Source organism: Candidatus Neomarinimicrobiota bacterium, assembly GCA_017656425.1.
Taxonomy (GTDB): Bacteria; Fidelibacterota; UBA2242; order UBA2242; family B5-G15; genus JACDNV01.
The window spans coordinates 231,407-253,678 of sequence record JACDNV010000001.1 but is presented as its reverse complement, the minus strand read 5'-3'; the positions used below and the strand labels follow the sequence as shown (position 1 = coordinate 253,678).

Genomic DNA, 22,272 nt, shown 5'->3' with positions numbered 1-22,272 from the left:
TTGTTATTAAGGAAATATTGAACCACACCTTAAGATTGAAAATAGGCGGTGATTTTTTAATTTGTAGTAAATATTATTTTAAAAAAACAATATAAAATGATACATTTTTGATGATATTAGAAAGGGAGGATGCAATGGGGCATGTAATAAATAAAGAAGCAGAAAAAATATTGGATAAAGAGTTTAAAGTACTGGATAAAGGTTTCGTTAGACTTGTCGATTATATGGGTGGTGATGAAAGAGTTGTTCAGGCTGCACGTGTTTCATATGGAAAGGGTACAAAGACATTGCGTGAAGATAAAATGTTGATAGATTATCTTATGAGGCATCAACATACATCACCATTTGAACAGGTTATTTTGACATTCCACTGTAAAATGCCAATTTTTGTAGCAAGGCAATGGATAAGACACAGGACAGCGAGAGTTAATGAGATTTCTGGTAGGTATAGTATCTTGGAGGAGGAGTTTTATGTACCTGAGGCAAAATGTGTCAGGTTTCAGAGTAGGACTAATCGTCAGGGTAGAGATGATCAGGACGAAGTACCGATAGAGTTACAGAAAAAGGTTTTGAGAATTTTGCAGGAGGGTCAAAAGAGGGCGTATGAGGATTATAATAAAATGATTGACGATAATATAGCCAGGGAGCTTGCAAGAATAAATCTGCCTCTATCTCTATATACTCAGTGGTACTGGCAAATAGATTTGCATAACCTTTTTCATTTTTTAGAGCTGCGTCTTGACTATCATGCGCAGTATGAGATAAGGGAATATGCGAGAGTTATTGCAGAGATTACAAAAATTGTAGCACCAATTTCTTATGAAGCCTTTGAAAGGCATGTTTTAAATGCTATAAAATTTTCCGGGGAGGAGTTAAAAGCTTTGAAAAAGATATTAAATGGACAAGAGCATGGATTAACAGGATTATTAAAAGTAGAATTTGAGAAAAAACTGGAGAAAATATTCAATTCGTGACGCAGGTCACACTGCACTGGATTGACAAATTGCCCATTCTATGATAACTTAATAATTGGTATGTAAAGGATTAAGAATATGCACCTTTCAAAGTATTTAAAAATTATTATTATGTCTTTAATAATTGCAACAAGTAATATTTTAGCAACTAAATATTATGTGAGAGGCTATGCTGGTAATGATAAAAATGATGGATTGACACCACAGACAGCATGGCAAACTATAGGTAGGGCGGCAAAAGATGGAAATATAGGACCTGGAGATACGGTAATAGTGGGACCGGCTTGGTACAGTGAGAGAGTAAGTATATCTCAAAGCGGGAATTCATCAAATATGGTAACCTACTATGGTGACTATGAGGCAAGATATGTTCCAGACGGTCCAGGTGATGTCACAATCTCTTCAGGGAAGAATTATTCAGTAAGGTTGAGTAGTAATAGTTATGTACGGTTAAGGGGTTTTACAATAACTGGTGCTAATAGCAATGGTATTGTGATAAGCGGTGCCAGTTTTATTTATATTGACACGTGTAATTTTAACTGGAATAGTAAAAGAGGGATGTATATAAGTAATAATTCTTCGAATATATACATAAATGATTGTGTAGTTCAGGGTGGTAGTAATCCTGGTATAGATATATCGAGTTCCAATAATATTTACATTTACGATTTTGATATAAATTACTCTGATATGGGAATTAGATTAAATGGTGTTTCGAATATTAATATTTACAGGGGTAATTTTTTATGGAATAGTGATTATGGAATATATGTAAAAAGTTCTTCAAATGTTTCCATTGAAAATTGTCAAATACAGGGAGGTAATCAGAGAGGAATATATATAACTGATTCCGATGCTAATAATATATCGGGGAATAATATAACAAATACTCCTTATGGGATATACGTTGATGACGGTTCAACTATATTGTCTATCTACAACAATGAGGTTTATGGATGTAATAATTACGGCATTAATATCAGCAACAGCACTATTAGGTCAATTCATGATAACTTAATATATAATATCTGGGGCTCGGCTGGAATATATGTTTATAGTAGTGGTTGTGATTCAATTTATAACAATCTATTACATGATTGTCAGAATTATGGAATTCGTGTGTATAACATTCCACAGGCAAATAGCGTTGCTATTATATCAAATAACGAGATATACAACGTCTGGAGCTACGATGGTATATTTATTCAGAATTCAAATTGTGATAAAGTAATACATAATATCGTTCATGATATTTCCAGTAGAGCAGGAATTTATATTATTTCTGATGGTAGTTATTATATAAATAGAATTGATAGTAATACTATTTATAGTTGTGGTGGTGATGGTATATATTTTTCTGATCCCGCCAACATCCAATCTATCAAAGGAAATACTATTTATGATATAGATGAGGGAATTTTAATAAATGCATCAACTCCATTTAGTATTGGTGAGTTTAGGGATAATATCATCCATACGATAGGAACAGGTGGAATATATGCTTCATCTATTAATAACACAACAATTGAGAACAATTTAATATATTATGGAAAATACTCAACTGCCTACGGTATACGTATATACAGTAATGGGGGATATTCGGTAGATATAAAAAATAATACTATATACAGTGTAGGAGGGACGGGGCTATATGGTAGTGATGTATCTGGATTTTGGCGTAATAATATAGTGGTTGGAAATTCGAGAGGTATACACGGCTCTGGTGTATTTGATGTGATTTTGGGTTACAATTGTGTATATGGAAATAGTAACAACTGGTATGGAGTAGCGAGTCCTGGTAATGGGTCTATATCTGAGGATCCGTTGTTTGTAGATCCGGATGGGTCGGATAATGTACTTGGGGGTGATGGTTGGAGTGATGATGATTTTCATCTTCAGAGTCAGGCAGGGTCATATCATGGTGGATTATGGACAGCAGATGCAAATCATTCTCCGTGTATAGATGGTGGTTATCCTGGTGATGATTATAGTTTAGAGCCGGAGGATAATGGAGATTTGATAAATATGGGGTGTTATGGTAACACTTCGCAGGCTAGTAAATCGTTACCTTACAGGGAGCTGGTTTATAGTAATTTTCCATTAAATGTATGGGTGATGGTAGGAGTGCCATTAGTGCCGCTTGATGGTGACCCTTTTGCTGTATATGGGGATGATTTTGGTAATCAGATGCCTGATGGGTCATGGGGATGTATAAGGTGGACGACAGAGGATTCGGTATCGGAATATTATGAGTATGGGTATCCAGATACCAGTTACTGGCCGCCGGATTGTTATCCAGGTATAAGTCATTTCATATGGCAGAATATAGGTAGTGATATAAATGTAGATGTAGAGGGTAAGCAGTTGAGAGTACCAGATACACTTGATGTAGCTGCTGCGCCGAACGTGGATTGGCAGCCTCCTGCGCCTGGGTTTAACATGTTTGCCAATCCCTATCCTTATTTGATAGATTGGTCGAATACAGTTGTGTTGTTACATAATGGTAGTAGTGTTCAGGAGATGAGTTTAATAGATGCTGCGAATGCGGGTATAATAAGTCAGTATGCCTATTTATGGGATCATGTAAATGGTCAATATGAGTTAGTAGTACCTAATTATGTAAGTAGTGTGGATACAATATCTGTTTGGAAGGGATTTTGGTTTATACAGTTGGATAAGGTAAGTGATATAGATATAGTAATACCTAACAGGCGGATATTGGGTAAGGTATCGGAGGTACAGCGTAGATTGAGTAGATATTCGGAGGTATTCAGATTAAAGCGAGGGAGTTATCATGATGATTGGGATTGGTTTTTGAAGATAGGAGTGATAAGTGAGGATGGGAAGTTAAGGGATATGGAGAATCTGGTGGGAGTATGTAAAGGTTCTAAAGATGGATTGGATGCTTGGGATGCTTATGATTTTCAAGGGATAGACAGAATGGGAAATTTTGTAGATATGAAGTTTAGGGGTCCGGATGATAGACCTTTGGCATATGAGTTTAAGGGTAGTTTTGGGAAGGGAGAGAGTAAGGAGTGGAATATAGAGATAACGGTGAATAGTTCAAACAAGGGCAAAAAGTATTATATATTATGGCCACATATAAGGATGTTGCCTGGTTATGTTAAGTTCAGCTTACTTGATGAAGATGGTAATCTACTTATAGAGGATTTACGAGATAGTGATGGATATAGATTTGTTATGAGAGATAGCCTGATGAGGTACAGGCTAAGAGGTGAGGTAGTAGAAGATAATAGTCCGCCTGCATTCAGGTATGTGATAGCCGAGAGAGGTATATCTGGAGGTAGGATAAGTTTGTATATAGTAAGTGATGAGCCATTGGATAGTATAGGTATAGAGTTAGATGGAGAGGAGAAGGAGGTAAGGAGTATAGATGATCCACCGAGGGTATATTATAGTGATATAGATATAGGATATGGCAATCACAATGTAAAGGTATTGGGGAAGGATTTAAGTGGTAATGAAGGGACAATGGATATAGGGCTTGCAAGGTTAGAGGTAGGTAAGGAGATTGTGGAAGAGGTTGAGTTATATGGATTAGGTATGCGAGTTGGGATAGATGATGGAATAACGGTGAATGAGTTATTGATAAGTCGTGGAGAGATGGCGATAGATATACCGAGGGGAATGGAGTTAGTAGATAGTCCTGTGTATATTGGACCTGAGGGGATAGATACGGGGAGGAAGTTGAGGATAGATTTGGCTGGAATAGGTAATAAGGAGAGGTTATCGGTATACAGGTTTAGTGGAGGAAAGTGGGAATATATTAGCAGGTATAATGGAGAGATGATTGTTGATAGGAGTGGGATATATGCGGTTATGAATGATAGGGGATACAGAGGAGATGATGAGATAGAGGTAGTGATAGATTTCAGGTTAGATGAGCCGTTTCCTAATCCTTTTAATAACAGGACGATGATAGGATATGTAATGGGGCAAGCTGGAGATGTAAGTTTGAAAGTGTATGATTTGCTTGGGCGCGAGGTTTATAGTGAATATTTAGGTAGAAAAAATATAGGTTATCATGTGGCATGTTGGGATGGGAGGGATTTGAATGGTAAGATACTTTCTTCTGGTATGTATATAGTTAAAATATTTATAAGAGATAAAGGTAAGGTAATTTATAATAATAACAAAAAGGTGGTATTGGTGAAATGAGGAAATCTCGAAATAACTTTTTAGTATCTATTATCATAGTGCTTTTATTGATCTTTATTTCTTGTTCAGAAAAAATAATTTATAAATATGATGATACGAATCCTGCTGTAGTAGTCCAGCCTGATGTAATTGAAGTAAAAGATACTTCCGCAGTGATATATTGGGAAACTAACGAACCAACTAACGCTGTCATAGAATATTGGTTTGATAGTGGTGATGTCAGAGAATATATTGAAGAAGAAAATAGTCAGATTCATAGAGTTGAGATTGGTGGACTTGAACCATTTATGACTTACTATTATAGGTTGAAAATATGGGATTATTATGAAAATGGTCCTGTCAAGACTGAGATTGACTCTTTTCACACTTTACATAATATACACAGTTTCTTAAGAGTTGGATGGTCATTTTTTACAGAAGCCGACTATGATTCTGCAAGATTTTATTTTTATGGTGCATTTAATAAGAACACTTTTTACCCATTCTGCCACGCCTCGATCGGTTGGCACAGAATATACAATGATTCATTGATTGCTGCAAAAAGTTCTCTAATTAGGAGCGTTGAGCTAAACAATTATTTAAAAATTGGCTTGGCGGGATTAGCGCTTGTTTATATAATTGAAGCTAATGTTGATTCTTCAATTTTCTATGGTGAAAAGGTACTGAATTTTTATCCTAACTGGGAATTTAGATACTGTAAGAAAATAGATGCCAATACGGTCAGAGTTATATTGCTGGAACCATATTTTAAGAAGGGGAATTTTACCAGAGTAAAGGCATTGATAGATCAGGTGTGGCCTGAAAATGGAATTCAGCCTGATATTCCTTCTACATGGATAGTTGAGGATAGAGAATACAAAAGCTATGAAGAGACACTTCTTGCAGCTATAAATTATTTAAAAAAAAAGTATCTTGAAATGCCGATTACTGAGGAGTAGGAGGTGGGGGAGGTGGAGGAGGTTCATTGGTCCTCCATCTATGATGATGATGATGTCCTGTCCACCACCACCAGGTGCTTATTTGCAAAAGAGAAAAGCTTTTTATAACTGGAGGGACGAATATTGAAGATGATGCCATTCTCTTCAAAAATTCTCTTCTATCTTTGTCAATGTTTTTTTGTTTTTCTTCTTCCATTTACTACCTATGTGAAATTTTCATCAATCAATTTTAATATATATAATATAATTTTAGATGTCAATTGTTTATATCAACAAAAGGGTATAGCATGAAGAAGATTTCAATTATCCTGGTTTTGACTATTGTGTTTTTGGTAAATTGTGAAAGGGAGATTATAAAAATAATTGAAGATACTGATCCTCCTGTTATACTGGAGCCTTTGACTGTGTTAGAAGTGACTGATACCAGTGCTGTTTTATACTGGGAGACGGATGAGCCGTGTTCATCAGTTGTTTGCTATTGGCAGAGTGGAGATACAAAAAGAGAAGTTTTAAATGAAGATCAATATAGACAATCTCACAGGTTTGAACTGATAGATCTAAAAGATTCAACATTATACAGATGTTTTGCAACATCCTTTGATTTATGGGGAAATTTTACTTTAACAGATACTATAGGATTTCATACAGTATTCAATTTCATTAAGTATTTAGGAATTGCCTGGAATTATTTTGAAAATGGTGACTATCAGTCTTCGCTAAATTATTTCTATAAGTATCTTGAATATGACAGCACCTCACTTGATGCATATATAGGTATTGGATGGTCAAAGCTTTTTATTGATAAGACAGATTCAACTATTTTTCAGGATTTTATCAAGGTACTTGGTTCGCTTAACCCGCATAGAGATGCTATCTGTGGGGCTGCTCTTTATGGTTATTATGATAGTATTTATGTTTTTGTTATTGAGCAGGGCGAGCAGTTATTACAGTTGGATTCTACATATGTTTTTCAGCATGATACGTCAATAAATTATATTGATATTTATGTTATTTTAGCAAGAGCTTATTTTATGACTGGTGATATAGAAGACTGTTTTTATTATCTTGGAAAATTTAGCGACATAGATTCACTGGTTTCGATAGAGCCTGATCCCGATGATTCTGAAACATGGACAATAGGAGAACATGTTTTTGAAACATATGAAGATGCTTATGATAGGTATTTAATTGAGGTTAATAGCTTTATCGAACGTGTAGAGTCAATTTATTTACCTGATTTATAGACATCCCTGATTCTATCGGCAGCGAGTATTAAATATCTGAGACTTTCTTCATTTATGGCTCTCAGCCAGTGTTTGTCGAAGTCAGGATTTTGAATAATCTGTGCTATAGATGATAGAGCTTTCAGGTGAAAAGTGCGCTCATCTCTCGTTCCAATTAGAACGAATACCGCATATACAGGGGGCAAATCTCGTGTAAATAATATCCCCTCTTCACATCTTGCAATAAGCATATCAAATTTTTTCTCACCTTCTATTGTAATATGCGGAACAGCCAATCCAGGTCTTATCTCTGTTGTGGTTTCTTTCTCTCTTTTTAGCAACTTTTGATAAATATATTCAGGCTCAACCTCAAGTTTATCGCCGAGCTTTTGAGAAGCTATTTTAAAAAACTCTTCTAAGGTAATACTCTCCTTTATATCAATGATGATTGCATTTTTTATTAATTTGTCGAATCTGTCTTCAATTATTTCATCACGCTCTTTTAAAATTTCAGTTAGTTCTTTTGTTAAGGATGGGTCTGCTATCTCTTTATCGGTTATTCTCTCTATGATATGTATGATGGCAGATTTTCTGGTTGTAAACTCTTTTTTATATATAAAATGCCATAAAATGGCTATAACGATAAAGGATGCCATTCCTATAATTATTTTTGTACCCAATTGAGATAAGATGAATATATAGGCAATAATACCGAGAATTTGTAACCATGGATATAGAGGAGACACGAAGGATGGTTTGTAATTTAAAATTTTACTTTCTCGCATCACTATTAGTGAAGTATTTACAAAGATGAACTCTAAAATTACAAAGGCCCCTGCAACTTTGACCAAACTTTCTATATCAAGAAAATAAATACTGACAGCAATAATGATTCCTGTTGTGATAACTGAAAGAGTGGGTATATGGGTTTTTGGCGAGACATAGGATAAAAAACTCGGCAATAATTTATCTCTTGAAAGAGCTAATGGAAACCTAGCAGCTGCCATTATGCCAGCGTTACCAGTTGTTAGTACTGCTAATATACCAGCAATGGTGAGAAGAACTTCTCCCGGGACTCCCATTATTTTTAATGCGGAGGTAGATAAAGGAACAAGTGTTTTATCAAATTCACCTGGTTGAAGAACACCAACTGTTACTATGATGGACAAAGTATATAATACCCATATAACAAAGAAAGATGATAGCATACCATTTTTAATTGTTTTTGTGGGATTTTTAATTTCTTCTGAGATACTTGTTGCTTTTGTAAGTCCTAAATATGATATAAATACAGATTCGACCCCATATATTAGAGCACCGAATGAAAAGCTTTTTGAATGTAATAGGTATTGAGGATTAATCTTAGTTATTCCAATGGCCAAATAAATGGTTAAAATAGAAATGATTGAGAAGACCAAGACATTTTGAAGAGTACTTGAAATTTTTATCTTAAAAAGATTGATGAGAGTAAGAATAATACAAGATATTAAAGCAATGATTTTAATATTATTTGCTATTTGAGGAAACAAGAATGAAATAAATACTCCAATTCCGAAAAAAGAAAAAGCACTTTTAAAGCTCAGTGATAGCCAGGTTGAAAGACCTCCAATTGTTCCGAATATTGAACCAAGACTTCTTTCTATAAAAAAATAACTTCCTCCAGCTTTTGGCATAGCGGTCGCCAACTCTATATTTGAAAATATTGATGGAATATATACGATTCCAGCAAGGAAATAACACATAATCATTATAGAACCAAGGTCTTTATAAAGTATAGATGGTAAAATAAATAGCCCTGAGGATATCATCGCTCCTGCGGCGATTGAAAATACGTCTATTGTTTTTAGCTCCTTTTGGAGAGCAGTATTCTCGCTCTTTTCTCTTTCAGTTCTCCTAGAAGCCATTTTAGGTTCTCCACATCACAACAGAGTTTACGTGTAATATTAATAAATTGGTCAGTGATCCGTATATCCTGAAACTATAAATCTTAATTTTAAATTTTCAATAAGTTACTTTCAGACTATATCGAATCTATAATTTATCGTTCATAAAATAAAAAAATTTTCTATTATCTCTAAATAAAAATGTAACAGAAGGCTTGAAAATTTAGTATATGGTGAATATATTAAGTTAAATGGAGGCATTAAGATGAGAAAAGTAAAGAAATGTTATTTAAAAGTATTAAAAGTTGAACTTGAAGATTTAGAAGATGATATTGAACAATTAATTGAAGAGACGAAAAAAGAGAAAAATGCAGGAAAATTAACCAACTATGTATTTTTTCAGAATATAGCATTATTTAAAAATGAACTTCTGGCATTGAATGTTTTTGAGAATATTATTAATGGTGTTAATCCTGAGGAGTTTGAAACACTCGATGAAATGATAGAATACTTGAAAAAACTATTTTTTCAAAAGATTAAGATTCTTGGATTGGCAGAGGCAATTCAGATTTATGTTGAAAGAAAAATGATGAAAGCAAGAAAATATGTTTTGGAAAGGGAATAATGTTTACATGTATTAAAGCTTAAATAAAACATTCTTTTCCAACATAGATTTAAAATAAATTATAGAAATTGTTATATTTATAACCTAAAAAGTGGGGAATTGAAATGAAGGATATAAAGTTAGCTTTAAAGTCCTCAGGAAAAGAAAAAACGATAATTGAAGTTGATGGTGTACGAATAGGTCAGGACCTTCTTGTAATAGCCGGACCATGTTCTGTCGAGAATGAATACCAGCTGATGAAAACCGCAGAGGCGGTGAAGGAAGCAGGTGCAAATGTTCTGCGTGGTGGTGCATTTAAGCCTCGAACAAGCCCCTATTCATTTCAGGGACTAGGTTTAACGGGTTTGAAACTTTTAGAGAAAGCAAAAAGGGAGTTTGGGATTCCTGTTATTACAGAAGTTATTGATTCGAGAGATGTGAACTGGATTTGTGAGTATGTTGATATTCTACAGATCGGAGCAAGAAATATGCAGAATTTTTCGCTTTTGAAGGAAGTTGGAAAAGTTGATAAACCGGTGTTATTGAAACGAGGAATGTACTCCACAATGAGTGAGTGGCTAAATTGCGCAGAGTACATATTGTCAGAAGGAAATCCGAATGTTATTTTATGTGAAAGGGGCATAAGGACTTTCGAAAACTATACACGAAATACTCTTGATTTGAGTATTGTACCTGCGGTCAAAAGCATATCTCATCTTCCTGTTGTTGTTGATCCATCTCATGGAACAGGTAGAATAGAACTCATATCGCCTATGAGCCTTGCTGCAATAGCTGCTGGTGCTGATGGACTAATGATAGAGGTTCATTATAATCCACCTGAGGCTTTGAGTGATAAGGACCAACAGTTAAATCCCGAGCAATTTAAAAAATTGATGAAAGAAATTAATATATTATATAGATGTATTTATAAAATTAAAGGTAATTCCAATTGATTAATACGGAGTTAATATGATAAAAAAAGTAAATGTAAAGACGAAAGCAAAAACATCATTATTATTAGTTGGGGAGAGTATCAGAAATTTAAAAGAGTATATTCCTGAGGATACAATTCTGATTGTGGATGCCAATGTTTATAATATTTATAAAGATATAATTGACAAAAACATTGGAAAAGAGGTTATCTTATTTGAACCGAAGGAGGATAATAAATCTATAAATGGAATAATACCAATTTACCATGATTTACTCGAAAAGGGGATAGACCGATCATGGTTTATTGTTGGAATTGGGGGAGGTATTACAACTGATGTGGTTGGTTTTGTTGCTTCGACGTATATGAGGGGTTTGAAATTTGGTTTTGTTTCGACCACTCTTCTAGGACAGGTAGATGCCAGCGTTGGCGGCAAGAACGGTGTCAATTTTCGGGGATATAAAAATATAGTTGGGACTATAAATCAGCCAGAATTTGTTATTTGTGATATAGAGATGTTGAATACACTGCCTCGAGAGGAGCTAATTAACGGGTTTGCTGAAATTATAAAATACGCTTTAATTGCTGATAGAGATTTATTTGATTATTTAAGGTTAAATTGTGAAAAAGCAAAGAACCTTAATCAGGATGTGATTTCACATATTGTCGAAAGGTGTGTCAGAATAAAGGCTGATATTGTTTCCCGTGATGAGAAAGAATCATACGAACGTCGTAAGTTGAATTTTGGACATACAATAGGGCATGCACTTGAAAGAATAACAGGTATAAGTCATGGAAAAGCGATAAGCATAGGCATGAAAATTGAGACGGAGATTTCAGAGTTGCTTCTCGGATTTAGTAAAGGTGATACATTTGAAGTAATTGAAATGATAAAAAAATTTGACCTGCCAGTGGAGGCTGAGTTTGATATTGACCTTATTATCGATAATATAAAAAAAGATAAGAAGAAAGAAACAGATTTTATAAATCTTGTTCTGTTAGAAGAAATTGGCAGAAGTAAAATAAAAAAAATAAGCTTTCATGAACTAAAAAGAGTCTTGAATGATTTGCGTCAGTTTGCCATTTCTTGATGCAAAAATAATTGGTGCCTTGGTTAGAAAAGGCTATCTTATTGAATTGAGGTTGGATCTCATTAATGATAAATCCGAATACTCGAATATTATTTCAAGATATAAAAATTTAATCGTTACTTACAGAGGGTATAATGTTCGCAATAAGGAAGATTATTTTATTGATGCAATGATTGCTTCAGTAAGATATATTGATCTGGATATTTTTGAAGATGGAAAATTGATAGATATTTTTAAGGAGTATACAAAAGCTCATAATACAAACTTGATATTATCATATCATAATTTTAGCTATACAAACACAAGAAGAGAACTAGTAAATATTATAAGGCATGCCTTGAAAAAAGGAGCAGATCTTGTAAAGGTAGTAACAAAAGTAAATGAGACTGAAGATGTCTCAAGGATATTATCGTTATATGAGGTTGAATCTAAGAAATTAATAGCCTTCGGAATGGGTGAAATCGGGAAAATAACTAGAATAGCTGCTCCATTTCTTGGGGCTCCTTTTATGTATACTTCTTATGCAGTTAATTTAACAACTGCTGATGGTCAGATAGATTACCAGACCTATGAAGAGATGATGATAAGTTTAAAGAAATATTTATGAAATATTTTGGTGTAATAGGCAATCCTATAATTCATAGTAAAAGCCCTGACATAATGGGTACATATTTTAAAATTTATGATATTAAGGGGTACTATACCAGAATAGCTGTAGATGATGTTATTGAAGTTAAATTGTTGTTTGATCTTTTATTACTTAATGGTATAAATGTTACATCACCTTTTAAAGAGAGTATAATTTCAATTATTGATGATATAAATGATGACGCACGATTTCTGAATTCTGTAAATACTGTAATTAAAAAAGATGGTAAATTATATGGATACAATACCGATATAGATGGAGTTAAATTTGTTTTTAATAGATACGGTATTGATATCAAGGAGAAAAAAGTAGCGATTATTGGACTTGGCGGTGCTGGCAGAACATGTGCCTATGTTCTTAAAAGTATGGGTGCCGAGGTAATATTGTTAAATAGGACTGAAAAAAAGGCTGCTGAATTTGCAATAAAATTGGGTTGCTCATGGTCTCCGCTGGAAAACCTTGAATGGGTAGTCAGGAACTCTGATATTGTAATCTCAGCTCTACCACAAAAAATAAATCTTATTAAAAAAGAGTGGGTTGATAAAAATAAGCTTTTGATGGATGTTAATTATAAAAACTCTATATTCCAGGAATTGGATAACAGTAAGAAATGTGTCGTGATGAATAGTTTTTACTGGCTGATTGGACAATCAATTCCTGCTTTTGAAAAGTTTGTTGGGATAAAACCAGAGCTTGATGACAAAATTATAAATGGGATAATGAATTTAAAAAAGGAAATAAATACCATATGTATAATTGGATTTATGGCAACCGGGAAGAGCGCAGTAGGGAGGTTGCTATCGAAGAGACTGGGCTGGGAATTTGTCGATCTTGATGACTTTATCGAGGAAAAAACGGGGAAAATGATAAAAGATATCTTTCAGATTGAAGGGGAAAATAAATTCAGGGAATATGAAAGTAACGCAATCAGTGAGAATTTGGGTAAGAGAAAGATTATCTCATGTGGAGGTGGTATTATAGTCAGGGAGAAAAATAGGAAACTATTGAAGGATAAATGCTTTAATATCTGGATTGTTAATTCAATCGATGAGTCATTAAAAAGGGTTAGAGGTGATACGAGACCACTTTTAAACGTTAAGGATCAATATAAAAAAGCACATGAGCTTTTCAAAAGCAGATTAGAATATTATTTTGATGTAGCTGACCTTGTAATTTTAAATGAAAATAAGAGTATTGATAGTGTAGTGGATAGATTGTATGAAGAGATTAATTTCGCCATCAGAAGTAAGAGGTAGGATAAAGGCTCCACCTTCAAAAAGCATGATGATAAGGGCTGTAGCCGCATCGACTTTAGCAGGAGGTGAATCGATCATTTCCAATCCTTCATTTTGTAAAGATGGACTTGCCGCAATTGAAATAGCCAAAAAACTTGGTGCATCGGTCAATGTTGAAAGTGAACTGGTATTTGTAAAAGGAACTGATGGAAAGTTAAATGTTGGAGATGAAGTTTTGAATTGCTATGAAAGTGGACTGTGCCTCAGGTTGTTTTCTCCAGTTGTAGCTCTAACTGATAAGGAGATTACAGTAACTGGGAAGGGTACGCTATTAAATAGACCAGTGGATTTCATGCGAAAAAGCTTCGAAGAACTCGGTGTAAGTTTCATTGATAATAATGGTAAACCGCCTATAAAGATAAAGGGACCTCTAAAGGGTGGTGAGGTATACGTTGATGGCTCTATTAGTTCGCAATTTTTAACGGGGCTTCTATTTGCACTGCCTCTTATAGAGAAGGATTCTTTTATATATGTTGAAAATTTAAAGAGCAAACCTTACATCGGCATGACTCTTGAAGTTTTAAGTGATTTTGGCGTGTTTGTCGATAATTATAATTATGAAAGATTTATAATTAAAGGTGGGCAAAAATACAGAGGAGACAGGTATAATGTTGAGGGAGACTGGAGCGGAGCTTCGTTTATTCTTGTTGCTGGTGCATTGGCTGGATATGTTGAGGTGGAAAATATAAATATGAATTCATATCAGGCAGATAGAGCCATCATTGATGTATTAAAAAAAGCTGGTGCAGATGTTGATACTAACGAGGGCAAAGTAAAAATAAAGAAAAATAATTTATTACCTTTTGAGTTTGATGCAACTGAATGCCCTGACCTTTTCCCACCACTTGTTGCACTTGCCTCTGCATGTAATGGAGTATCTGAAATAAAAGGAGTTAGTAGGCTTGTATACAAAGAGTCGAATAGAGCTACTGCGCTTAAAAATGAGTTTGCTAAAGTCGGTATTGCTATTGAGATAATAGATGATGTTATGAAGATTAAGGGAGGTAATGTAGAGGGTGGGAGAGTTTTTTCCCACGATGATCATAGGATAGCGATGGCATGTGCGGTAGCAGGATTGGTTTCTGTAAAAGGAGTTGAAATTGAAAACTCAGAGGCAGTTGAGAAATCATATCCGAATTTTTTCGATGATTTAAAAAGTCTGGGAGCAAAAATAAAATGAATAGTTTTGGGAGAATTTTTAGGGTAAATATTTTTGGTGAATCCCATGGAAAATCAGTTGGCATTGTTATTGACGGATGTCCGGCAGGAATTGAATTAAATGAGAGTGATTTTATTATCGACCTATCGAGACGTCGAGGAGGAGGAATAGGAACAACACCAAGAAAGGAAGAAGATAGACCCATAATCCTGTCTGGTGTATTTAATAATAAGACCACTGGCGCACCGATTACAATTATTCTTGAGAATAAAAATATTAGGTCTCAGGATTACGATAAGTTAAGATACCTTCCAAGACCAGGTCATGCCGATTTCGTAGCTTTTAAGAAATATGGTGGGTACAATGATTATAGAGGAGGTGGACATTTTTCAGGACGATTGACTGCTGGACTTGTGGTAGCTGGAGTAATTGCTAAAAAAGTGACCTATCCAGTAAAATATAGTACAGAGATTATAGAAGTCGGTGGTAATAAAAATATAGAAAATGCGATTAAAAATGTTGTTGAAGAAGGTGACTCTGTAGGTGGTGTAGTGGAATGTAGGATAGATGATGTGCCTATTGGTTTGGGAGAGCCTTTTTTTGATTCTGTAGAATCCCTGATAAGTCACATTGTTTTTAGCATCCCAGGTATAAAAGGAATAGAATTCGGAGCCGGTTTCAGATCGGCAGGAATGCGAGGCAGTGAACATAATGATATTATTGAGGATATTAATGGTAAAACCGCAACGAATAATGCAGGTGGGATAAATGGTGGTATTACAAATGGGAATCCAGTGGTCTTTAGAGTTGCTGTCAAACCCACCTCAAGCATTTCTAAATCGCAAGATACCACAAATTTAATAACTGGTAAAAAGGAAAAAATAAAAGTTAAAGGAAGGCATGATGCCTGTATAGCATTGAGGATGCCAGTAATTCTTGAGGCTGCCTCTGCAATTGTTTTTGCTGATTTAATGTTAATTGAACAAAGGGTCAAAAGAATTTTTTAAAGAGGAGCAATTATGAAAATATTTATAATGGGTATTGGAAGGATGGGGGCTTGGCTTGTAGAAGAGTTTTGTCATGATTATGATGTAGCAGCATACGATGTTGATATCAGAAAAATGAAGTATCTTTTCAATGCTGAAAGATTCAAAAGTCTGGAAGAGGTAAAGAAATTTGATCCTGATCTTGTAATTAATGCTGTTAATCTGCAACATACAATCAGTGCTTTTGAGAATGTGTTGCCTTTTATCAGGGAAGATTGTATTCTATCCGATATAACAACTGTGAAGTTTGACGTACAAAGATTTTATAAAAAAGCTAATAGAAGATTTGTATCCACTCATCCAATGTTTGGTCCTACTTTTGCAAACATTCACGAACTTCAGAATGAAAATGCTATCATAATTAAAGAATCAGATGAGGAAGGTAAAGAATTCTTTAGACAATTTTATAAAAGCCTGGGACTAAATATTTATGAATACACCTTTAAAGAACATGATGAAATAACTGCATACTCACTTGGTACGCCATTTGCCTCTACACTCGTTTTCGCAGCATGTATGAAGGAGCAGGAGGCACCAGGAACGACATTTAAGAAACATTTAGATATAGCGAGGGGGCTTCTATCTGAGGATGACTATTTGATTGCGGAAGTGTTATTTAATCCAAATACCTTAAAACAAATTGAGAGAATAAATTCTCAGCTGTCATACCTAACACACATAATACGTGCAAGAGATTATGATGAAATGAAGCGATTTGTAAATAGATTGAGAAAAAATATTGGTCAAAAATAAAGTTAGTTTTTATTCCCCTACAAGCTGTACATAAATCTCTCTATTTCTTGGTCTGTTATCATGATCAATTACTACAATTTGTTGCCATGTGCCCAATATAAGTCTCTTATTTTCGAATGGAATTGTTACGGATGGTCCCATAAGTGATGCCCTGAGATGGGAAAAACCATTATCATCACCCCAAGTCTGGGAGTGTCGTGTTCGCATGGAAGATGGTGCAATCTTTTCGAGAAGTTCTCTCATATCTTCTACAAGAGCAGGCTCATATTCAATAGTAGTAATGCTTGCTGTGGAACCAATTGATGATATGCAAGCTATACCATTTTTTATAATTGATTTTTCTACAATTGACTGAACCTGAGGTGTGATATTTATAATGTGACTGAATCCTTTTGTCTGTAATTGGATACTTTCTCCATAAGTCATGGTTTATCTCCAATCTATTTCTATAAATATTTTATAAATTCCTTAGATATGGCGGATCTTTGATTATTTGCTGTTGCATTTCCAGAATTAAATCCTCTGCAATAGATTTTTCTTTATCAAATAAGTTATTTTGTTCATAAGGGTCATCGTGCAGATTAAATAATTCGTACTCAGGTGTTGATTCATTTGGTTTGAGATTTTTTATCAATTTCCAGCGACCTTTTCTTACAGCGATTTGTCTTTTAGTTCTCCAGTAAAGTGTCCTTTCTGGTAGCTCATGTCCTTTAAAGGATGGTGTTATATCGATGCCTTCTATTGTTTTTTCATTATTAATATTTTCATTTAAAATAGCTGCAACCGTTGGGAAAATGTCTTCAACTATTATTAGTTGACTATTTTTCCCTTTTTCAAATTTTCCCTTCCAGTATAAAAGAGACGGTACCTTAATGCCTCCTTCATAGAGTTCTCCTTTCCATCCTCTGTAAGGAGAATTATCACCTAATCGATCAGCTGCTTTATATCTACCATTGTACTCGAGAGGTGAAGGAGTCCAGCCTTTTTGCCCACCATTATCACTTAAAAATATGATTATAGTGTCTTCTAGCAATTTGTTTTTTTGAATACAATTGACGACCTGTCCTATAGAATGATCAAGGTGAGTCATTGCGGACAGGAATTGCTTTCTGGAATAATTTGTCTCTTCATTATAGTAGTCCAGCCATTTTTTTTCTTCGTTTAGAGGGTAATGAGGTAGATTATATGCAAGATAAAGGAAAAACGGTTTTCCCTTCCCTGAGGATTCTTCTATATATCTTGTAGCATCCTCTGTTAATAGGTCAGTTACATGTCCTTTTTCATCAATAAATTTGTCATTTCTATGCCAGGTTTTGTCACCAAATTTATACATATGGGTATACGGATCAATCTGACCATGGAGGTATCCGTAAGTATAATCAAAACCATACTGTTTAGGTCCTGCAGATAGTGAAAGACCTAAATGCCATTTACCGATAAGGGCTGTATTATATCCGATATTTTTTAAAAAAGCGGGTAGATTAATGACATTTCTGGGAAGAGCAGTTTTATCTTTACCAGCTATGGGTCCAAGAATTCCGAATCTGCTAGGGTGTATTCCGGTAAGAAGAGCAGCTCTGGTTGGTGAGCATAATGGATGAACATAAAAATTGGTAAGTTCAATACCTTCTTTCGCTAATTTATTAAGATTTGGGGTTATAACCTCTGGATTATGAAAACCAACATCGTTCCAGCCGGTATCATCAGAGATAATTATTAGAATATTGGGAAGTTTATGAATAATTTCCCTAATTCCACATGATAATAGGTTAAAAAGCGGTATAGATAAGATTGATGTTGTAATGTTTTTAATAAAATCTCTTCGATGCATTTAGAAACTGTTCAATAACTAGAAATTTTAAGAAATTTATAATTGCCTGTCAATAAATAGTTCCTTATATCGCTGTTAATTATAATAAAATTTTTATTTTATGCAAGCGTTTTATTAAGAGATTAGCTAATTTTTGCAATATCACTTTGAGGTAAATACGTGTAATAAGACAAGAGTCCTTATGTGATATCCCAATGAGATGATAATGACTTTTAAGAATAAATCGTATTTTCATTTTGGATGGCTATAATAACTATTTTAGTAGATGGAATATTTTTTTGCAGGTAGTTAAAAAGGTATTGACACGAGGTTTTTATTTTTTTAATATCTATTTGTGATGAGCAAACGTTTGTTAGAACGAGGGTGTAATTTTAAACAGAGGGGATTATGAAAAAAATCCTTATCATTAGTTTTAATGTTATCATTTTTTTTATAGTAAGTCTATCATGTATCGATATGTTATATGCTGCTGTTACTGGTAAAATTACAGGTAGGGTTATAAAGAAGGATACAGGAGAGCCTTTGCCTGGAGCTAATATAATCATACTGGGCACATATCTTGGTGCTGCGACTGATGAGGATGGTAGGTATGTTATTCTAAATGTGCCACCAGGAGTGTACTCTGTGCAGGCTTCGATGATTGGTTATAAGAAGATTACCAAAGAGGGGGTTGTTGTTTCCGTCGATCAGATTACGACGGTCAATTTTGAAATGGAACAGGAAGTTATTAAGGGGGAAGAAGTTGTCGTAACTGCTGAAAGAGATATTCTACATAAAGAAGTGTCTGTCACTCAACAGGTGGTATCCTCTGAACAAATCCTGGAGATATCTGGAGTACGTACGGTTGAAAACTTTTTAGACAAATTGCCTGGAGTAACTAATGCAAGGTATCTGGAGATTAGAGGAGGGTCTGCAGAACAGACAGGCTCTATGGTAAATGGTCTTCTTGTTGTTGATTTTAGAATGGGTAAAGCTGAGCCTATAATACCATTAAGTGCAATTGAACAAATATCGGTTGTAACTGGTGGATTTGGTGCAGAATATGGAAATTTTAGATCAGGACTTATAAATGTAACCACAAAAACAGGTTATAGAGATGCATATCATGGTAGATTGTCAATCTCGGCTAATTTGCCACGGATGAAAAGATTTGGTAAATCGATATACGATATAGGTAATTACGCCCTGAAGCCTTATTTGGATCCTATAGTTGGTTTTGAGGGTACTAAGAATGGGTGGTTAATGTATACCAATGGTGATACTGGTGAAGCAGAATATTTGGCTCAACAGCATGACGCTTTCACAGGATGGAAAACATTAGCTACATTGTTCTATCTTGACTATCAGAAAGAGGCAACTCCAATGGATTTATATCTATGGGCATGTTGGAATCATATGGTAGTTCCAGATTGGGATAAGCTCGAAGAATTATATCCTGAATGGACAACACAGGATCCAGAGTGGGAAAAGAAGAAAAAGGCAATTGAGGAGCATGCCCATGAAAAGGAAGGTACGCACTCCGATTACAATATAGATTTTGGTTTTGGTGGACCGGTGCCACTGATTGGTAAATTTCTCGGAGATGCGACTTTTTATTTATCGCATCAGACAAATAATACTTATTTTATACAGCCGACTGTATGTCAAGAGAGACCTTCTGATTGGAAGTCTACCACAATGCTAACCTTAAAATCCTATTTAACTAGAAAAACTACTCTGAATTTGACTCTCTTGTACCGACTTAGAAAAGGAGTAGCACAAATACAAAATATCGCCTTAGCAACTCCTACTTTATATGGTCGTGGTGGTTTAATGGACGAAAATAATGTTGGAGATCTAAGAGGAGTAGGAGAAACTTACTACTGGCATCCTACATTCTTTCATCCAAAAAATCAGACAATATATGTTGCAGGATTAAAATTAAATCATATGATTAGCTCTAGAACCTATTGGGATTTGACATTACAGTATTCAACCTCAAAATACTATATGGGTGAAAAACTATGGGAATTAAGAGACAAATCATATAAAATAAATTTTGGTCCCATATACTTAGATGAAAAACCTTATGGAAGAATGATTGAACCAAGATGGGGTATGCAGAAGTACCTGGTTTATGATCCGGAGGATTCTTCGAAATATTGGGAAGACAATGGATTATCGTCTGTATACGGTCTGGGAAGAAGATTTAGTGGTAAATCAGCGAATTACTTTGATGATTCATATGCAAGCCAATATAGCCTGAGATATGATTTTTCCAGTCAGGTAACATTAGCTCACCTAATCAAAGCAGGTTTTGAAGTAAACTATTTCGATTTAAACAATAAAATGTATGTAATAAATGAAAGGGAGTTGTATTTCCATAGACAGCCATGGGTAGCTGGTGCCTACGTGCAAGACCAGATTACTATTGAAGGTATGGTTGCTACTATTGGTGTAAGGTTTGATTATTATAATACAGGAGATGAAGTGTGGCCAACGGGCGATCCTTTCAATGTGGCTGCCTTTAGTACAGGTACTGAAAGAGGTAATATTTCTCAGCTGGTTGCTGATCAGCTTGCAGGCATCTCCGTAATCTGGAGAAGGTGGAATACTATAAATGATACAACAGGTGGTACCCTATTTGAAAAAACTAAAAATCATTATGCTATAAGCCCAAGATTAGGAATTTCTTTTCCTGTTACTGAAAGATCGAAGTTTTATTTCAATTATGGTCATTTTCGCTCAAATCCGGCATATAATGATATGTATCTGTATATGATGAGCTTTAGAGATGTAGGATTAAGAGATATAGGAAATCCAAATCTGGAACCACCAAGAACAATTCAATATGAGCTGGGTATTACTTATAATCTACTTGATATGTATCTAATTAATCTAAGTACATATTATAAGGATGTTTCTGGCGAACCAGGGAGTATAACCTATCAAAGGACAGACGGAACAGTGAGATATGGTGTGAGAACAAATAATAGATATGAAGATATACAAGGTTTTGAGGCAAGCATTACCAAGCAGGTTGGTAAATATATAACAGGTTGGCTTAATTACAGATATATGATAGAAAAATATGGATATGTGGGAAGATCAGTAATTTCTGATGACGAAGTATGGAATGAACAATATGGATATTATGAAGCAGAGGAAATAAGACCATCAACGAGACCAATGGTCACTGGTAATGTGACTTTTCATGTACCTGAAACAATAGGTCCCGGATTTGGGGGCATATATCCGATTGGTGGCTGGTTGATTGGTATAACAAGTAGATGGGTAAGAGGAGGTACTTTCACGTGGAATCCTGCTAACATAAGAAATTATACGAATAATTTAAGATGGCCAGATTATCTAAATTTTGATATGAGGATATCAAAAAGAATTAATTTTGGGAGAATTAAAGTCAGCCTATTTTCGGATATTCAAAACCTTTTTAATATTAAACATAGCTGGATGAATGAAGGATGGTGTTTTAGGAATAGGGAAGATAGAGAAAAATATCTTGCATCCTTAAGGCTTCCTATGTATGATGATCCGATATATGATAACCTGAGAGAGCAAAATCCTGGTTATTATATTCCCGGAAATGATAAGGTTGGTGAATTAAGAAGTGATGATAAACCTTATATAAACGATCCAGATAATAAGATGTTTTTATATGGATATCCTCGTCAAATATGGTTTGGTTTAGAGATTAATTTCTAACAACAAAATTTTTA

At 34.6% G+C, this 22,272-nt stretch carries 17 protein-coding genes; 13 read left to right on the top strand and 4 right to left on the bottom strand.

All coding sequences use genetic code 11. From position 1 onward, the window contains the following. The first annotated feature begins 134 nt into the window (after nt 1-134). The 3 genes from H0Z29_00970 (at nt 135) to H0Z29_00960 (ending at nt 6,091) form a co-directional block, all read left to right on the top strand. A complete protein-coding gene (locus tag H0Z29_00970; GenBank protein ID MBO8130070.1) occupies nt 135-974 on the top strand; it encodes an FAD-dependent thymidylate synthase in 840 nt (279 codons plus the stop codon). Between the two features lie 78 nt (nt 975-1,052). Then, nucleotides 1,053-5,153 carry a right-handed parallel beta-helix repeat-containing protein gene (locus H0Z29_00965; protein MBO8130069.1) on the top strand — a complete coding sequence of 1,367 codons (4,101 nt, stop codon included), beginning with the start codon at nt 1,053-1,055 and terminating at the stop codon, nt 5,151-5,153. Continuing rightward, nucleotides 5,150-6,091, top strand: a complete 942-nt coding sequence (locus H0Z29_00960; protein MBO8130068.1) for a fibronectin type III domain-containing protein — start codon at nt 5,150-5,152, stop codon at nt 6,089-6,091. The genes H0Z29_00965 and H0Z29_00960 overlap by 4 nt, the downstream gene beginning before the upstream one ends. Here H0Z29_00960 and H0Z29_00955 read toward each other — a convergent pair. Then, the gene (locus H0Z29_00955) at nt 6,078-6,287 is read right to left on the bottom strand and encodes a hypothetical protein (protein ID MBO8130067.1); all 210 of its coding nucleotides are present in this window, start codon (nt 6,285-6,287) and stop codon (nt 6,078-6,080) included. The two genes, H0Z29_00960 and H0Z29_00955, sit on opposite strands and share 14 nt — an antisense overlap. 91 nt (nt 6,288-6,378) lie before the next feature. Between H0Z29_00955 and H0Z29_00950 the strand changes: the two genes are divergently transcribed. After that, on the top strand, nt 6,379-7,335 hold the full coding sequence (locus tag H0Z29_00950; GenBank protein MBO8130066.1) for a hypothetical protein: 957 nt from the start codon (nt 6,379-6,381) through the stop codon (nt 7,333-7,335). Here H0Z29_00950 and H0Z29_00945 read toward each other — a convergent pair. Beyond that, entirely contained in the window at nt 7,317-9,218 is a 1,902-nt protein-coding gene (locus H0Z29_00945; protein MBO8130065.1) for an amino acid permease, read from the bottom strand. The genes H0Z29_00950 and H0Z29_00945 overlap by 19 nt on opposite strands. A gap of 244 nt (nt 9,219-9,462) precedes the next feature. Here H0Z29_00945 and H0Z29_00940 point away from each other — a divergent pair, with 244 nt between their 5' ends. From H0Z29_00940 to H0Z29_00905, 8 genes are all read left to right on the top strand, one after another. Continuing rightward, a complete protein-coding gene (locus tag H0Z29_00940; protein ID MBO8130064.1) occupies nt 9,463-9,822 on the top strand; it encodes a hypothetical protein in 360 nt (119 codons plus the stop codon). 104 nt (nt 9,823-9,926) lie between these two features. Beyond that, nucleotides 9,927-10,754, top strand: a complete 828-nt coding sequence (gene aroF, locus H0Z29_00935; GenBank protein MBO8130063.1) for a 3-deoxy-7-phosphoheptulonate synthase — start codon at nt 9,927-9,929, stop codon at nt 10,752-10,754. Nucleotides 10,755-10,770: 16 nt separating this feature from the next. Next, nucleotides 10,771-11,823, top strand: a complete 1,053-nt coding sequence (gene aroB, locus H0Z29_00930) for a 3-dehydroquinate synthase (GenBank protein MBO8130062.1) — start codon at nt 10,771-10,773, stop codon at nt 11,821-11,823. Next, the gene (locus H0Z29_00925) at nt 11,795-12,430 is read left to right on the top strand and encodes a type I 3-dehydroquinate dehydratase (protein ID MBO8130061.1); all 636 of its coding nucleotides are present in this window, start codon (nt 11,795-11,797) and stop codon (nt 12,428-12,430) included. Before aroB ends, H0Z29_00925 begins: the two co-directional genes overlap by 29 nt. After that, entirely contained in the window at nt 12,427-13,728 is a 1,302-nt protein-coding gene (locus H0Z29_00920) for an NAD(P)-binding domain-containing protein (protein ID MBO8130060.1), read from the top strand. Before H0Z29_00925 ends, H0Z29_00920 begins: the two co-directional genes overlap by 4 nt. Then, on the top strand, nt 13,691-14,947 hold the full coding sequence (gene aroA, locus H0Z29_00915) for a 3-phosphoshikimate 1-carboxyvinyltransferase (GenBank protein MBO8130059.1): 1,257 nt from the start codon (nt 13,691-13,693) through the stop codon (nt 14,945-14,947). Before H0Z29_00920 ends, aroA begins: the two co-directional genes overlap by 38 nt. After that, on the top strand, nt 14,944-15,933 hold the full coding sequence (locus H0Z29_00910) for a chorismate synthase (protein MBO8130058.1): 990 nt from the start codon (nt 14,944-14,946) through the stop codon (nt 15,931-15,933). Before aroA ends, H0Z29_00910 begins: the two co-directional genes overlap by 4 nt. Before the next feature lie 12 nt (nt 15,934-15,945). Further along, the gene (locus H0Z29_00905; protein MBO8130057.1) at nt 15,946-16,725 is read left to right on the top strand and encodes a prephenate dehydrogenase; all 780 of its coding nucleotides are present in this window, start codon (nt 15,946-15,948) and stop codon (nt 16,723-16,725) included. Nucleotides 16,726-16,734: 9 nt separating this feature from the next. Here the strand turns inward: H0Z29_00905 and H0Z29_00900 are convergent, their stop codons facing one another. Further along, a complete protein-coding gene (locus H0Z29_00900; protein ID MBO8130056.1) occupies nt 16,735-17,151 on the bottom strand; it encodes a YjbQ family protein in 417 nt (138 codons plus the stop codon). A 31-nt stretch (nt 17,152-17,182) separates the two neighbouring features. Beyond that, on the bottom strand, nt 17,183-18,556 hold the full coding sequence (locus H0Z29_00895; protein MBO8130055.1) for a sulfatase-like hydrolase/transferase: 1,374 nt from the start codon (nt 18,554-18,556) through the stop codon (nt 17,183-17,185). A 387-nt stretch (nt 18,557-18,943) separates the two neighbouring features. On the opposite strand from H0Z29_00895, the gene H0Z29_00890 reads away from it, so the two are divergent. Continuing rightward, nucleotides 18,944-22,258, top strand: a complete 3,315-nt coding sequence (locus H0Z29_00890; protein MBO8130054.1) for a TonB-dependent receptor — start codon at nt 18,944-18,946, stop codon at nt 22,256-22,258. The last annotated feature ends 14 nt before the right edge of the window (nt 22,259-22,272 follow it).

Coding starts and splice junctions, on each gene's coding strand:
- H0Z29_00970 (MBO8130070.1), top strand. CDS start 135: ATGGGGCATGTAATAAATAAAGAAGCAGAAAAAATATTGGATAAAGAG.
- H0Z29_00965 (MBO8130069.1), top strand. CDS start 1,053: ATGCACCTTTCAAAGTATTTAAAAATTATTATTATGTCTTTAATAATT.
- H0Z29_00960 (MBO8130068.1), top strand. CDS start 5,150: ATGAGGAAATCTCGAAATAACTTTTTAGTATCTATTATCATAGTGCTT.
- H0Z29_00955 (MBO8130067.1), bottom strand. CDS start 6,287: ATGGAAGAAGAAAAACAAAAAAACATTGACAAAGATAGAAGAGAATTT.
- H0Z29_00950 (MBO8130066.1), top strand. CDS start 6,379: ATGAAGAAGATTTCAATTATCCTGGTTTTGACTATTGTGTTTTTGGTA.
- H0Z29_00945 (MBO8130065.1), bottom strand. CDS start 9,218: ATGGCTTCTAGGAGAACTGAAAGAGAAAAGAGCGAGAATACTGCTCTC.
- H0Z29_00940 (MBO8130064.1), top strand. CDS start 9,463: ATGAGAAAAGTAAAGAAATGTTATTTAAAAGTATTAAAAGTTGAACTT.
- aroF (MBO8130063.1), top strand. CDS start 9,927: ATGAAGGATATAAAGTTAGCTTTAAAGTCCTCAGGAAAAGAAAAAACG.
- aroB (MBO8130062.1), top strand. CDS start 10,771: ATGATAAAAAAAGTAAATGTAAAGACGAAAGCAAAAACATCATTATTA.
- H0Z29_00925 (MBO8130061.1), top strand. CDS start 11,795: ATGATTTGCGTCAGTTTGCCATTTCTTGATGCAAAAATAATTGGTGCC.
- H0Z29_00920 (MBO8130060.1), top strand. CDS start 12,427: ATGAAATATTTTGGTGTAATAGGCAATCCTATAATTCATAGTAAAAGC.
- aroA (MBO8130059.1), top strand. CDS start 13,691: ATGAAGAGATTAATTTCGCCATCAGAAGTAAGAGGTAGGATAAAGGCT.
- H0Z29_00910 (MBO8130058.1), top strand. CDS start 14,944: ATGAATAGTTTTGGGAGAATTTTTAGGGTAAATATTTTTGGTGAATCC.
- H0Z29_00905 (MBO8130057.1), top strand. CDS start 15,946: ATGAAAATATTTATAATGGGTATTGGAAGGATGGGGGCTTGGCTTGTA.
- H0Z29_00900 (MBO8130056.1), bottom strand. CDS start 17,151: ATGACTTATGGAGAAAGTATCCAATTACAGACAAAAGGATTCAGTCAC.
- H0Z29_00895 (MBO8130055.1), bottom strand. CDS start 18,556: ATGCATCGAAGAGATTTTATTAAAAACATTACAACATCAATCTTATCT.
- H0Z29_00890 (MBO8130054.1), top strand. CDS start 18,944: ATGAAAAAAATCCTTATCATTAGTTTTAATGTTATCATTTTTTTTATA.